At 53.4% G+C, this 14720-nt stretch carries 10 protein-coding genes; all 10 read right to left on the reverse strand.

Features of this window, described 5'->3' with window-relative positions:
* Positions 1-56: 56 nt before the first annotated feature.
* Complete coding sequence (locus KIH39_RS09830) at positions 57-1028, reverse strand: type II secretion system F family protein (RefSeq protein ID WP_213499155.1); 972 nt, start codon at positions 1026-1028, stop codon at positions 57-59.
* Between the two features lie 36 nt (positions 1029-1064).
* Positions 1065-2033: a type II secretion system F family protein gene (locus KIH39_RS09835; protein ID WP_213499156.1), complete on the reverse strand. Its 969-nt coding sequence runs from the start codon at positions 2031-2033 to the stop codon at positions 1065-1067.
* Between the two features lie 79 nt (positions 2034-2112).
* Positions 2113-3489, reverse strand: coding sequence for a CpaF family protein (locus KIH39_RS09840; protein ID WP_213499157.1), 1377 nt, complete (start codon positions 3487-3489; stop codon positions 2113-2115).
* A gap of 62 nt (positions 3490-3551) precedes the next feature.
* Positions 3552-4763: an AAA family ATPase gene (locus KIH39_RS09845; RefSeq protein ID WP_213499158.1), complete on the reverse strand. Its 1212-nt coding sequence runs from the start codon at positions 4761-4763 to the stop codon at positions 3552-3554.
* Positions 4764-4833: 70 nt separating this feature from the next.
* Positions 4834-6693: a type II and III secretion system protein family protein gene (locus KIH39_RS09850; protein ID WP_213499159.1), complete on the reverse strand. Its 1860-nt coding sequence runs from the start codon at positions 6691-6693 to the stop codon at positions 4834-4836.
* 98 nt (positions 6694-6791) lie between these two features.
* A complete protein-coding gene (gene cpaB / locus KIH39_RS09855; protein ID WP_213499160.1) occupies positions 6792-8015 on the reverse strand; it encodes a Flp pilus assembly protein CpaB in 1224 nt (407 codons plus the stop codon).
* 347 nt (positions 8016-8362) lie between these two features.
* Complete coding sequence (locus KIH39_RS09860) at positions 8363-9154, reverse strand: A24 family peptidase (protein WP_246539634.1); 792 nt, start codon at positions 9152-9154, stop codon at positions 8363-8365.
* 211 nt (positions 9155-9365) lie between these two features.
* Entirely contained in the window at positions 9366-9563 is a 198-nt protein-coding gene (locus tag KIH39_RS09865) for a Flp family type IVb pilin (RefSeq protein ID WP_213499161.1), read from the reverse strand.
* A gap of 384 nt (positions 9564-9947) precedes the next feature.
* Entirely contained in the window at positions 9948-11120 is a 1173-nt protein-coding gene (locus tag KIH39_RS09870) for a hypothetical protein (protein WP_213499162.1), read from the reverse strand.
* 453 nt (positions 11121-11573) lie between these two features.
* Positions 11574-14675: an efflux RND transporter permease subunit gene (locus KIH39_RS09875; RefSeq protein WP_213499163.1), complete on the reverse strand. Its 3102-nt coding sequence runs from the start codon at positions 14673-14675 to the stop codon at positions 11574-11576.
* Positions 14676-14720: the final 45 nt, after the last annotated feature.

A 14720-nucleotide genomic window follows, 5' to 3' on the forward strand; every position in this document is an offset into this window, starting at 1 on the left:
TCTATGAAATCGACTGATCGCACAGGCACTGTAAAATTTCCTTTTCGTCCTTCAGATCAACCGCCGCCCTTCAGAAGCCCCTTCTGAATCTGAATCGCCGCAGGTCCGCAAAGTACGACGAAGATAGCCGGGAAGATGAAGAGCACCAGAGGGAAGATCAACTGCACCGCCGTTTTCTGGGCCTTTTCTTCAGCGATCTGTCGACGCTTGATTCGCATCGAGTCGGATTGCACTCGCAGGGCATGACCGATGGAAGAACCAAATCGATCGGCCTGAATCAAGATCGCTGCCAGGCTTCGCATATCGTCAACGCCCGTTCGCACACCGAGATCGTGTAGCACTTCTCGTCGCGGACGGCCCATCTGCAATTGCATGTTTGCCAAAGAGAATTCTTCAACGATCACTTTAGCATGCTCGCCCATCTCTTCAGTGACTTTTCGCATGGCGGCGTCCAAACCCAGGCCGCTTTCCACGCAAACCACCATCAAGTCCAGGGCATCGGGCAACGAGAGGAAGATTTCCTTCTGACGGCCTTTCTTCAACTGGCCTAAAACGATGCTGGGAACGTACAGGCCGATACCGGCTCCGACGATTACCCACTGCATGGCTTCGAGAGATAATCCGGCGGTTGGGAAAGCATAGGCACAAGCTACACCTGTGAAGAACAGGAAGCTGGCCATCCGAATGCCGTAGTAAACTTTCGGTGCGTTGTCGGATCGGAAACCCGCATTGGCGAGGGTCACCTTCAAGTTATTCTTCTCCAACTCCGATTGAGGCTGCATGGCCGAACCGAGTTTGGAGATCTTTTCCTTCAGGCTGCTGAAACGATTTTCGGAGTCGTTCTTATCCCCCGATGCCGGATTTTCCAGATCGTGGTAGGATTTGGGTCGACCCAGACGAGCCAGGCGTTCTTCAGCCTGGTTGGTGGATTTACTGAAACTGCTCATCAAAAACCAGGCAATACCCATGCAGAGCAGAAAAGCGATCATGGGAAGCAGTTCGTTCATCGTAAGCGCGGCCAGTAACATTGCTGAGACTCCGGTTGTGTAGTTCGACTTCCCCAATTAAACCTTGATATCCACGATTTTCTTGATGGAGTACGCCCCGATGAGCATAAGTATGATCGCTCCAATACTCATCTGGACCCCCATCGGATCCTTCCACAACTGTTCCACGTAGTCCGGTTTCATCTGAAGTAACATCAGGAACAGGCCGATCGGCAACGCGATCAGAACGATACCCGACAAACGACCTTCGGCCGTGAGTCCTTTAATCAGACCCATAATCTTGATGCGTTCGCGAATAATGTAACCGATACGATCCAGAATTTCCCCGAGGTCCCCCCCCGTTTGACGCTGGATGGCCACCGAGGTGACGAAAAAGCGAACGTCGAGGTTCGGGATGCGTCGGCTCATGTTATCCAGAGCTTCTTCGACGCTGATGCCCATATTCTGCTCGTCGTAGACTCGTGCAAATTCCTTGGAAATCGGAGGAGGCAATTCTTCCGCGACCACGTGCATACCGGAATTCAAGGAGTGGCCGGCTCGCAGAGCTCGTGCCATCAATTCCATCGCATCGGGCATCTGATTGGCAAACTTCTTCAATCGCGAAGCGCGTTTGAACCAGACCCAGATCAACGGCATGACGCCAAACACGAGTGCCCCGACGGGAGCAACGTAGAAGTTGACAACACCGCCGATCAGGAAGAAACCGGCACCGGCCAAACAGAGGGCCACTCCGAAGAGTTTGGAAGGCTCCATTTTCACGTCGGCCTGCTCGAAGTAGAGACCGACATCGAAGGACTTGGGAATTAATCTCTGAAGCAGCGATTTGGTGTTCACAGAGTCCAGGGCCTGCTTCAGCAGCATATCGGACTGAGAGCTGCTGGCTGCCGCTGGTCCACCCCGGCCAACCAACTGGTCGAGACGTTCGACGTTACGATTATTGCCGGAATCACGAAGAACGAAGGCCGCGATCCCAACGAGACCGGATACGCCTAAAAACGCTAGCATTGAAATTACTGTGGGATCCATTGCGGAAATTCTCGCTGAAGGTCGGGGTGCAGATCCTAATGGCCCTACTACGAGAGCCAATTATTGCCAATATAGAACACTAATCGCGGAGCAGAACTCTTTCGCTGAACATATTTGAAGGTAATTTGACACCTTTAGCTTCCAAACGGGACACGAAACTCGGGCGAACCCCGGTGGCTTCGAACTGTCCGTACGCACGACCGTTCTGGTCGACGCCCACTTGTTTGTAACGGAAGACTTCCTGCATGACGATAACATCCTGTTCCATGCTGAGCACTTCCGTGATGCTGGTAACCTTACGAGGACCCCCTTGGAGTCGGTTCGCCTGAATAACCAGGTCAACGGCGGAGGCAATCTGCTGTCGCATCGCCTTGATCGGCAACTCGAAACCCGCCATCATGATCATGGTTTCCAATCGGGCCATCGCATCGCGAACCGTGTTGGCGTGCAGAGTGGTCATCGAACCGGAGTGACCAGTATTCATAGCCTGAAGCATGTCGAGGGTTTCGCCGCCGCGACACTCGCCGATGATGATTCGTTCAGGACGCATACGCAGGGCGTTGCGAACCAGATCGCGGGTCGTCACCGCGCCTTTGCCTTCGATGTTCGGCGGCCGGGTTTCCAGTCGGACCACGTGATCCTGCTGGAGTTGCAATTCGGCCGCGTCTTCGATGGTTACCAATCGTTCATCGCTCGGGATGAAACTCGAAAGCGTATTCAAAAGCGTCGTCTTACCGCAACCGGTACCTCCCGAGATCACGACGTTCAATCGGGATTTGATGCACGCTTCCATCAACATGGCCATTTCGGGCGAAAAGGCCTTGTAATTCAGAAGGTCCTCGAGCTTCAGCGGATTCGAACCGAATCGGCGAATGGAAAGCGAGGCCCCATCCAGAGCAATCGGCGGAATCACCGCGTTCACGCGCGAGCCGTCCGGCAGACGGGCGTCGACCAGAGGTGAAGTTTCATCCACGCGGCGGCCGATTTTCGAAACGATACGATCGATGATTTGAAGCAGGTGATCGTTGTCGCGGAATATCACATCCGATTTTTCGAGTTTACCGCGACGCTCGATGTAAATGTTTTTGGGACCGTTGACCAGGATATCGCTGATGGTCGGGTCTTTCAGTAGCGGTTCCAGCGGTCCGAAACCCAGTGTCTCATCGAGAATTTCTTCGATGAGTTTTTCGCGCTCCATGCGGTTGAGGAGCGGATTTTCGGTGTCGCAAAGATGTTCGATCACCCGGCGAATATCGCGCCGGAGATTCTCGCTGTTCAGATCCTTAACGCGCGTGAAGTCGAGTCTTTCGACCAACTTGGAGTGGATCTGGCGCTTGAGTTCGTCGAAGTTTTTATTGCCGCCCCCACCGGAGCTTTGAATGGTGGACGATAAGGTTCGGCCGCCCTGGTGGCTCAAGCTGTTGAGTTTGGACAATCCCTGTTGCAATCGCGACATCGCTTCTACCTCTTGCTGTCAATCACGCCGTCGAATCTTGGTGAAGTATCATCAATCCACGATCAGCTGAACCAACCCTTTTTCTTGGCGTTGTCGGCCACGTTGATGGATCGCCCCATAATCGCCTGAGCTAATCCCTGGATGCTTTGCTGGGCTCGGCACTTAGGCGCCATCTTGATCAGAGGTTCGCCGTGGGTGCGCGATTGCATCACAGTTTTGGAATCATTGGGAACCTGCCAGTAGATCTTCTTGCCGATGACTTCTTCCGCCTTTTTGAGCGTAATGCCATCCTCGAGGTGATCTGAACCCGATCGATTGACCACAATCTCGACCTTCTCGCCCAGTTCCGGCTCCTGATTCAGGGCATGATTCAAACGTACCACATTCCGGAGAGCGCTGAGCTCCAATTGCGTTACCAGCAGAATTTTATCGGACATCCGAAGGGCCATCAGGTCCGTTGGTAACAGCGATTTCGTCAAATCGATGATCAGATAGTTGTAACTGATCTTCAAAAGGTTCAATATTCGCTCGATGTGACCTTCATGAATAATACTCACATCCGTCAATTCCAGCGGATGCCGCAGAACGGATAAACCGCTCGATTCGTGCTTGACAAGCGCCCGACGCAGGTAATTCATGTCGAGCCGTTCGATGTTGCGAGCCAGATCGGCGAGGCTGATGTTCTCATTCCCTGGCAGTTCGATGGCGATATCGGCATCTCCCAAGGCCAGGTCGAGGTCGATTAAAGCCACGTTGTTTGCCGGGTCGGCCGCGAGTGTGGCGGCCAGATTCACGGCGATAGTCGTGCAACCGACGCCGCCGCGGGAACCGAGAACCGTAACGATTTTGGAAGAATTCGTCCGTACCGTACTGGGGGCCGCGGAACTGTCTTGCTGTCCCACCGGCGCGGAAGAAACTTCGCTAAGGGCGCGACGCAAAGTCGAGAGTAAATCTTCGAGATTGATCGGCGGTGAGATGAAGTACCGGGCGCCGCGTTGTAGAGACTGTAGGAGAGTCCCACTATCGTCGCTGATTGTCAGAATAGGCAGCTTCGGATACATCGAAGCCACCTGGCTGATCATATTCAGAGCTTTTTGTCGATCGCCATCCAAAGCGACAATCACCAGTTCCGGAAGGGAGTTCTGAATGACGTCGAAGAAATATTCATAACGGGCACATTCCGCTTCCAGCCAAACGAAATCCACGCCTAACAGCATGGTTCGCAGCGATTCGCGGGAGGCTTCAGTCGGGTCGACAATGGCAATACGATGCATAATCTTACCATCAAATAATCGAACCGCGACGAGTCGCGGTTCGAATAATTAAGTCAATTCGATCTCGAAACTATCGAGGCACCGGCAGAGGCGGGAGAGCCGGTCGTCCCCCCGGCGGGATAGCCGAGAGAGGAACGCTGGACGGATCCTGAATCTGAGGTTGCGATCGATCGATTTCATATCCACTTCCCCCCACGTTCGGCAGGTTGGCCGGAACGGGAGCAGGGATCGTCATGGTGCTGGTTCCCACAGTCGCCTTGCCAACCGAAGTCGGTACCGCGGTGACTGTGATCGTATTCGCGTTCGTCGCGGGAGCCGTCTGCGAGACAATCGGTTTCGCAGCGACAGTTCCCGGTGCACAAGTCGTGCACGCTGGGGTCACGCAGGCCCCGGTTGCACAACCGGCCGTTCCCGTACCGCAGTTGTTACCGCAAGGATAAGTCGCGGCGGTCGGATCATTCTTGTACGCGGCTCGATACCGCTTGCCATCGAACACATTCCGCTGTCCGCGTGGCAGTTCCATCATCGCTTCCAGGAAGAACTCATAGTCATCCGGAAGTCGCGTTTCCTGACCCGGCAGGCGGTTCGGAAGCTGCGAGCAGTCCATCGCATCGACTAGATGCGGGGTGACCAGAATCACCAGTTCCTGTTCGTCTTTCTCATCCGCGGCCACACTCCACAGAGCCCCGAAGAAGGGGATGTCGCCGAGCAAAGGCACTTTAACATTGTTGGCCGTGACGGAAGTCTGCAAGAGTCCGCCGATGGCGAAGGTCTGCCCTGGTTCCAACACCACCGAGGTCGTAATCGAGTTTTCCGAGAGGAAGGGCGAGGTTCCGAAGCTGGTCGTCAAAGCCGAACCACCCGGACCATTCACACTTCGCACTCGCGGAGCCAACTCCAGGAAGATCTTGCCGTTCCCGTAAACGATCGGCGTGTAAACCAGTTCGGTACCCACCGGTCGATAATCCACGCCCGGTCCGGTGATCCCGGAAGCGGGGCCGATAACGGGCTGCTGACCCCCTACCAACAACGATCCCTGTTTACCGCTCTGAGCCACCAACTTGGTCTCAGCCAAGAATTTGGCCACGTTTTCCGTCTTCAGGGCCTGCAGCATTCCCTGGAAGTTCGCCGGAACGATCCCGAAGGGCAAGTTACTTGCGGTACTACTGGTACCGGCGATCGTATTCACGGGGGAAGTATAGACCCCAACACCCGTTCCGTTGGAAGCCACTGCACTCACATTGACCAAACCGCCCAGGATGCTACCCGTACTGAAGGTCGATCCCTGGACTACCCAGGAGAAGCCTCGGTTTCGAGCTTTGGTTCGGCTCACACTCGCGATCGTCACGTCGAGTTGAACCTGACTCACTCCGCCCACCGTCATCGCATTGATGACTGAGCCGCCTCCGGCTCCCGCACCGATACCGGCGAAAGCGGCATTGGCAATTTGCAGGATCGGATCGATGTCGGCCGAGTGGGCCACGTTACCGGTCAGAACAATTCGGTTCTGACCGAACGGTGTAATTTCAATATTTGCAGTAGGAAACTTACTTCGGATCAGCGTTCGCAGGGCTTCGATATCGGCCTGCACGATGATCTCGTAGGTTTCTTCCGTGTTACCCGATATCAGGGTAATTTTGGCAGTACCGATCGATCGTCCGAGCAAGATCACTCGGGTCGGATCCGTACTGTCGGCGATCACCTGCACTACCGCAGGGCGGTCGCTTTCGACTTTAGTTATCGGTTGCTTCACTCGCATCTGCAACCGAACGGTGGTTCCCACGGGAACCAAAACTCCCCCGGTACGATCCGTTTTGGGGGCCTGGGCGGGCTGAATCACTTCCTGGGAAAAGGCTGCGCCGCCTCCCAGGATCAGGCCCAGGGACAGAGTCATCATAGACCAGCGTCGTGCTGAAAAGAAACGGTGCATCCTATCACCTCTTTACCTTGAAAAAGTGGGCATCCGACCCACCCCTGCCATACCACCGAACAAGTAATCTCCCCCTCGAAAGGGGGGATTGAATTTTTTTACTTCAAAGTCACGCGTTCTTTAGTGGATCCATCACCCGGTTGAGCGGGCTTGGCATCCTTCTGTTCCTTCTTCTCTTCGGTCTTGCTGGAGTTGCCGGCATCGCCCGCTACTCCCCCATCCAACCGTCGCCATCCGCCAGTTTCGGTCTCTTCGTAAATCACGTCGACCGAGTTACCACCCTCCTGGATGGTCATGGTGATGGTCTTTTTCTTCTTCGCCGGTTCGGGATCTTTCAGAACCGTAACCGGTGCTTTCTTCACTTCGGTATCCGAGAGCGATTCTTCCACCAGCATTTGTCCGGCCAGAAGATCGGTCGTCAGGTACTTATTTTTCAGATCGCTCGCGTTGATCGACAGCTTACCCGGGAATTCCCCATTTTTCAGAGCGACTTCTTTTTCTTCCACCAGTTCGCTGAGGTTCGCTTCCGTAATCTTTTCATTCTGCTTCAACGTCTTCTTGACGAACCAGGCCTTGACGAAATTTACTGCCGGGGCCGGGGGAGCTTCTTCTTTTTTCTCCCGGTCCATACCAGGCATATCCTTCAGAACGATGTCGTAACCGGTCTTCAGGGTATCGTCATAAGGCTGCTTGTCGTCTCGCAGCAACAAGCTCATCCCGCTATCTTCGAACAACTTCAACAGCTGTGCGTCCTCATCTTTGACCGCAATCGTACAGGTGTTCAACTGCTGTATCGCCGGGTTAGCCTCTTTGCGGTCCTTATCGTCAATCGAAAGAACCAAGGCATTTCGCATCAGTCGAACCGGTCTTCGAATCCGGCTGTCTTTCAGGTCGACCACCATCCCCAGCACGTCCACGTGATCGCCCGGTTTGACGAAGCCGGACACGGCCTTATCCACCGAAATCTTGATCGCAAATCGCTTGTGACCCGGGGGCAGAACCACATCCGGTGCATTCGAGATATCCAGAGCGGTAAACCAGCTCTTGGCTGGCTTGGTCGCGGAGATCTTTTTGCCTTTCAGGGCGTTCGGATCGGTAATCGCATCGAGCGGAACCGCGTCTTTATCGAACTCCGAGAAAGCCACGAGCGTCGGCAGATTCTTTTCATCGAGAATCGTACCGATGGGGAGCGTTTGCGTCGCCACCACAACTTTTACTTTTTCAGCCTGCACTTGCGTTCCGTACATCTTGGAAGTTGCAAATGCCGCCGCCAGTCCAAACGCGATGGCCACAGCCATCAATGCCACATTCTTCGATTTCATGGATGCAGTCCTCAGTCAGGAGTTAATTCCTACCGCCCCAGTCCGCGCCCTCGCATCTATGACTGGTGGTTACTGCCATCCATGGCCGACTGCCTTTTTCGCAGGCAGTTTGCGAGTGTAATCTTTACACCCGCGATAACTTCAATGATTCTCTCAACAACCTAGCATATTTTTCCTGCGGAGGCTTAAGCTCGCAGGAATCTTCTTTCTTTTCCTGTAATACTTGTCTTTCTGCCTGCTACGATTTTTTCGTCCGTCTTAGTACCCAGACTTCACTCTTTTCCTGATTTACGGATCATACCTGCGGAAAGGATTTGCCTAGTCCGGCAAGATGGGCGAACCGGGTATTATCCAACCGTCCAGGTAGGCATCGCGTTGGTCATGTAGAGATAGGTCAGATAGCCGAGGAAGCCGACGCACAGGGGCACGCCGTAAGGAAGGCGAACCCAACTGGATCGACGCTCGTTAGCACGTTCGGCCGCTTTCGAGGGGCCATGGGTCACGAGCACCTTGAGATCAGTGCCGATTTCTTTGAAGTTAGATAGGTTTTTGTGAATGTTGCGGCGGAGTGCCATCATCACCAGCGCGAAGACTCCACCGACGATTGCACCCGCTGCGAAAGCATAGAACACCATGGGAATCGCTTCCTGGTAGCCGTAGAAGGCACCGATCCAGGAGCCGAAGCCCATTTGCATCTTCACATCGCCCTGCCCCATCCCTCCGATAGCCAGCATGGGGAACAGACAGATAAAGCCGATGCCCGTTCCGATGAGAGCCGAGCCAAAGCCACCGCGACCTGCATCGAAACTCATGTTCAGATCGTGCAGCCCGCCTAAGACCCAGCCGCTAACGACCAGGGAAAGAGTCAGCCAGTTTGGTACTTTGAAGGCCCAGCCGTCGATGATCGCGGCCAGAATCATGCCGAGGCAGACAACGATGATTGGTCCATGGTTCATCAGGGAGCTGTTCGGCGAGGCGACACTGGCCCATACCGTGTGTCCGATCCAGGCGCAGAAGACCAGGATGGCGGCTATGAATGGAACCTGAGCCATTTGCAGTACAAAGGCTCGGTCGATGGTACCATCGTCTACCGATTTTTGAGCGACGGGAAGAGAAGTCACGTTAGTTGCAGTCATCATTCGAGGAAATCCTCACTCTGGGGTAATTTACTTCCAGTAAGAAGATCTCCATTCCGCCGGGTTGCACTTTTTGGCGACGATGCGAATCGCACCGGCACCTCAAATTACTCACCCAATCGAGCGGCTTCTTCTGGAAGTCACGTCAAATAACTTGTTGCGCTCTACGAATCTCCTGGGATTCGCCTGCACTTTCCAGAATGAAGCCCGCTCGTCAGGTAGTGGTGGCACCACTGACTGCCGCATTCAAGCTCGCATTCGCGAAAGTGCTGTTCGCATTCTTTCCAAGCGTCGTAATTGCAGCGATGCAGACCACTACGATCAGTGCCAGCATCACGGCGTATTCGACCGCGGTCGGACCGTCTTCTTTCTTGAGAAAACGGACCAGATTAGTTTTCAATTCACGAAACATCAGACATCCTCCCTTTTGCGCATGGGTTCATCGCGCTGCGTATAAAAACCCAAGTCCGCAATCAGAGGGAGTTATCATTCAGGCATCCAGCCTAGACAACGGATTGCAAACTATCGACTGGTTTGTCCGGCTTAGGGGAGCCTTTCATCCCAGAGATCAATCAGCATTCACGGGCGGTAAAACCCGAACTTGCAGAAAAAGTAGAATCAGAATTCGGTACTGTCAAACCACGATAATGGGGTTTATCTCGGAATCCGTGAAAACTTTCGCAAGTATATCCGTCGACACTTATTTCTGAGACATGAACGGAATTGATTCAAGAAATAAAAAAACGGTGGAGGAAATCCACCGTTTGAAAATGTTGCAAAACGCGACCAGAACCTGTTATTCCGAAGTTACGGAAGACATCACTTGATCCAGAAGTTTCTTCAAAACCGCATGCAGCGACAAATAGTCTTTTTCCGTGCCCGGTAAGGCCGGAGCCACCCGCACGTGATTCTCTTCCAGGTATTTCAACAGGGCCGCACTATCCTTGGCTTTGATACCATGCTTCCAGGAGCAGAAGTCGGGGGTTTCCTGCAGAAATTGAACTGTGGAATCCAGGTTTCGCAGGAATTGCTTGGCCTGAGTATATTTCATCAACCCGATTTCCTGGATCTGGGGAGCCAGCAAATCCGAGAGCTTCTGAATATCTTTCCGTAGTTCCTTAGCTTCCGAGGCCGTCGGCTTCTCCTGCCGGTTCAGAGATACCAGAGCCTTATAGCCGGCCTGAATTTTGTTCTTCATCTCCTGGGTTTCGGCATCGGCATTATCGAAAGCCTCTCCCCAGGGAAGTTTGTCCGAGTTAGGTAACATGAGGAAGCCATACTGCCCGTTGGCCTTGGCCGCATGGAAATTAATCTGGGACATATCCACATCGACCGCTTTCGCAGGTCGATGCCCTTTGGTAGCCTCGTCCAGAAGCTGATCCAGCAGTGCGTTAATGGCTTCCCCGGTAAAAATATCCTTTTCCGTAAAGACTTTAGGCGCTTTCACTTCGGCTTTTGGCGAGCTGGCTGGCTCCTGCACTTTCCGCCAGTTGTCGTAAGTACTGTCCTTAGCTCGCGATGGGGAAGTTTTTACAGGGGTACTGACATCCGTGGAGTTGTAAACGGCGTATGGGTTACCGATGTAATAGTAAGGGGAATAGCCGTAAGGGTTCAGGTAATAGTAAGGGGAATAGTAATTGCGACTTCCATAGGCATAGTAGCCGAGGTTCAGCGTTCCGGCCCATGTACCTCCATACCGACTACTGGAATAGGCGGAGACCGATAGGTTTCCGCCGTTGTAGAAATTGTTGTAGCCGTACGGCCACACGTAGTTGCTATTGTAGTAGCCGGTATTGTTGAAGCGGATGGCCGCCGCGCTCGAGTAATTGTAACCCGAATTCGCATAGCCGCCGGTGAACCCGTAGTTATAACCTGCACCATATCGAACCTGAGCATGCGCCTCAGAGTTCGGAACTGCACAGAACAAGCCCGCTGCCAGAACTGCTCGTACCAAGAGTTTGGATTTCATGGCTTTCCTTCTTTCCTACTGGTGCAACATCTTAGTGGAGTAATTCGTTTGTCGGTTTCATTTATTCAACCGCAAATTCCTCACTGTTCATAATACCCCTTTTCTAGACGACTGTTTCAGTGAGAAAGGTCTCATTTAGACAAACATCTGAATATTAAGAGCTTATTAGACACTTAAGTATATTCATCACAACAACTTACAACGATTCTGAACCTCGAATGAGAACTGTTCTATCGATCTGAAATCCGGCATTTTTCCAGCGGATCAATGCGTACGGAAGAGGTGCTATTCCGGGAGCGGCTTCAGGATTTTTTTCAGACAAACCGAAATTGCCCACAAAAAGCAGATTCAATCCTCTACTCGCGGAAAGTCTTTGAATCCATGAGGCTTCCTTAGCCAGCCCACATTCTGTATTGAGTCGAGAGGATCGAATATCCCCTCCTTTGCCGAATCCTACACCGTCTGGTCCGGTTCAGAGCGTGAATCGAAGATGCGATAAAGGGAGGGCAGCACAAAGAGCGTCAACAGAGTCGAAGTGATCAGTCCGCCAATCACTACCGTCGCCAGAGGTTGCTGCACTTCCGCCCCCGCATCCCTGGAGATCGCCATGGGAATAAAGCCGAGCGTGGCCACGAGCGCGGTCATGAGAACCGGGCGAATTCGAGTCATCGCCCCTTCGAAGCTAGCCGTTTCCAAATCCTTGCCGCTCTTGCGAAGCGACACAATATAAGTCACAAGCACCACTCCGTTCAGCACGGCCACACCAAATAAAGCAATGAATCCGACCCCGGCGGATATTGATAAAGGCATATCTCGCAGCCATAGTGCGATAATACCTCCGGTGGCGGCCAGAGGCACGTTCAGGTAGATGAGCAATGCCAGTCTGGTCGATTGAAACGTCGATTGCAAGAGGACGAAAATCAGCAGGAGCGCGATGGGAACGGCAATAGCCAGGCGCTTGCTGGCTTCCTCGAGATTCTTGAACTGTCCTCCCCACGAGAGGGTATAGCCGGTAGGCAAAGTGACTTCTCGTTCAATCGCTTCCTTGGCCCGGGATACGAACCCGGCCAGATCCTCCCCTTTCACACCGCATTCGACAATCGTCCGACGGCGGATACTCTCGCGGCTAATCTGCATCGGCCCCTCCTCGAGAACAAACTCAGCCAGCAATTCCATGGGAATCTGTCGACCTTGGGCGTCAGCGATTTTGACTTGCTTCAATTTTTCCAGATCGTTTCGCCAATCCGGCCCGAGTCGGACCTGAATGGGAAATCGCCGTTGCTCTTCGAACACGGCTCCCACTTCTTTACCTCCAATGGCCGCCACCGCATCAAGCACGGCGGACACATTGACTCCATAACGAGCAACTGCTTTACGATTTACTATGATCCGGAGATAAGGCAGGCCGCCAGTCACTTCCACGGCGACTTCGCGTGCTTCGGGCAGCGTGTTGAGTACGCGGGCAATATCATTGGCCGTCTCGCGTAACTTGGTGAGATCGTCGCCATAGATACTGATTCCCACTTCCGCCTTCGTTCCGGAGATCAGCTCGTCGATCCGCAATTCGATCGGTTGCGAAAAATTCGTGTACTTATTCCCGGGCACTTCGGCTTCGAGATGTTCTTTGATTTGGTCGACGATATCCTGCTTTCGCTCGACCGTCCATTCCGAACGGGGTTTCAGCATCACCACGACATCGGTCAGAGAAATGGGCATGGGATCGATGGCAATTTCCGGGCGCCCCGATTTGCAAATCACGCTTTGGATTTCAGGGATTTTCATCAGACACTCTTCCACCCGCGATGTCATTTGCACAGAAGTTTCCAGAGACGAACTCGGTAAACGGGAGGCCTGGAACGCAATCGAGTTTTCATCGAGTTTGGGGATGAATTGAGCTCCCATATTCATCGCCAGCATCACACTCACGGCAAACGCCAGGGCCGAAATTAGGAATAAAACGCCGGGAAAACTCATCGCGATTCTCAGCAACGGTCCATAAATTTTCTTGGCCAGCCGGATGAGTATCGGTTCCTTTTCTGAAACTGTGCGTAGAAAGACGGAAGCCAAAACGGGCATCAGAGTTAACGCCAGAATCAGCGAAGTGATCAGAGCGAAAAGCACGGTTAAAGCCATGGGACGGAACATCTTTCCTTCGATACCGCGCAAGCTGAGAATCGGCAGATAGACCAGAACGATGATCCCTACGCCGAAGACTACCGGTCGAGCCACTTCGTGACAGGCCAGTCGAATCGTTTCCATTTCGACTTTCTTCTGACCGGTATGGTGCTTCCGTTCCGCCACCCAGCGAACCACATTCTCGATCATGACCACCGATCCATCGACGATGAGGCCGAAATCGATAGCTCCCAGGCTCATCAAATTTCCACTCAAACCCGCGTAGAGCATGCCGACAAATGCCCCCAGCATAGCCAGTGGCACGGCCAGCGCCACTATCAGCCCCGCTCGGACACTGCCCAGAAGAATCAGTAATACAAAAATAACGAGAGCGCCCCCTTCCCAGAGATTCTTGATCAACGTTTTGACGGTCCGTTCAACTAACTCTGTGCGATCGTAAAACACATCGATTTCAATGCCTTCGGGAAGGGTCTTGCGAATCTCATCGATCTTTTCCCGAACGCGTGCGACAACTTCTCGGCCATTCTCACCTGCGAGCAGCATGACGATTCCGACTACGGCTTCTCCTTTGGCATCCCTCGTCACTGCGCCCTGCCGAAGTACTGGGGCAAAGACCACTTCAGCGACCTGCGACAGATAGACCGGTGTGCCATCCTGCCGGGTGTCGAGGACGATGTTTTTGAGGCTTTCCACATCATTCACCACCCCTTCCCCTCGAATTATGCGATGCTCTCCGGTGTGTTCGAGCAGGTACCCCCCACCTTCGTTGGAGTTGTTCTGCTTCACAGCTTCGTAAACTTTGCCAATGGGAATCTTGAATTCCTGGAGCCGACGCGGATCGAGTCGGACTTCATAGGCGCGTAATTCCCCGCCCAGTGCATTGATTTCCACGACGCCCGGGACGCTCTTGAGTTGGTAGGCGATCTGCCATTCCAGAACTTCCCGCAGCTTCATCAAGTCGTGTTGGAAGCCCGGGGCGTTGCGAACTTGAAACTGATAGATTTCTCCTAAACCGGTAGCGATGGGCCCGAGTTTCGGAACCGGTACCCCGGCCGGAATCGCTTCTCGCGCATCCTGCAGCCGCTCACCGATCTGCTGCCGAGCCCAATAAATATCGGTGCCTTCCTCGAAAACTACCGTGACCACGGAGAGTCCGAATTGCGAGACGCTCCGAATTTCGTCGAGATGGGGCATTCCGGCGAGGCTATTTTCGACAGGCGATGTGATGAAACGCTCGACTTCCAGAGGCGATAGTGCGGGCGCGGTGGACATCACCTGCACCTGGACGTTGGTCACATCCGGCACAGCATCCACCGGCAGCCGGAGCATCGACCAGACGCCGGCACCGGCCATGAGTACGGTCAGCAAAATGATGAGCAGGCGGTTATCGAGCGAGAAATCAATGATTTTCTTGAACACTGGAAATCCGAATTAGAATGCGTGAAGAAGTTCGACTCGGCCTTC

The sequence above is a fragment of the Telmatocola sphagniphila genome, assembly GCF_018398935.1.
GTDB lineage: Bacteria > Planctomycetota > Planctomycetia > Gemmatales > Gemmataceae > Telmatocola > Telmatocola sphagniphila.

What these genes read in the sequence shown, in the direction of transcription:
- KIH39_RS09830 (WP_213499155.1), bottom strand. Translation starts at nt 1,028, where the DNA reads ATGTTACTGGCCGCGCTTACGATGAACGAACTGCTTCCCATGATCGCT.
- KIH39_RS09835 (WP_213499156.1), bottom strand. Translation starts at nt 2,033, where the DNA reads ATGGATCCCACAGTAATTTCAATGCTAGCGTTTTTAGGCGTATCCGGT.
- KIH39_RS09840 (WP_213499157.1), bottom strand. Translation starts at nt 3,489, where the DNA reads ATGTCGCGATTGCAACAGGGATTGTCCAAACTCAACAGCTTGAGCCAC.
- KIH39_RS09845 (WP_213499158.1), bottom strand. Translation starts at nt 4,763, where the DNA reads ATGCATCGTATTGCCATTGTCGACCCGACTGAAGCCTCCCGCGAATCG.
- KIH39_RS09850 (WP_213499159.1), bottom strand. Translation starts at nt 6,693, where the DNA reads ATGCACCGTTTCTTTTCAGCACGACGCTGGTCTATGATGACTCTGTCC.
- cpaB (WP_213499160.1), bottom strand. Translation starts at nt 8,015, where the DNA reads ATGAAATCGAAGAATGTGGCATTGATGGCTGTGGCCATCGCGTTTGGA.
- KIH39_RS09860 (WP_246539634.1), bottom strand. Translation starts at nt 9,154, where the DNA reads ATGATGACTGCAACTAACGTGACTTCTCTTCCCGTCGCTCAAAAATCG.
- KIH39_RS09865 (WP_213499161.1), bottom strand. Translation starts at nt 9,563, where the DNA reads ATGTTTCGTGAATTGAAAACTAATCTGGTCCGTTTTCTCAAGAAAGAA.
- KIH39_RS09870 (WP_213499162.1), bottom strand. Translation starts at nt 11,120, where the DNA reads ATGAAATCCAAACTCTTGGTACGAGCAGTTCTGGCAGCGGGCTTGTTC.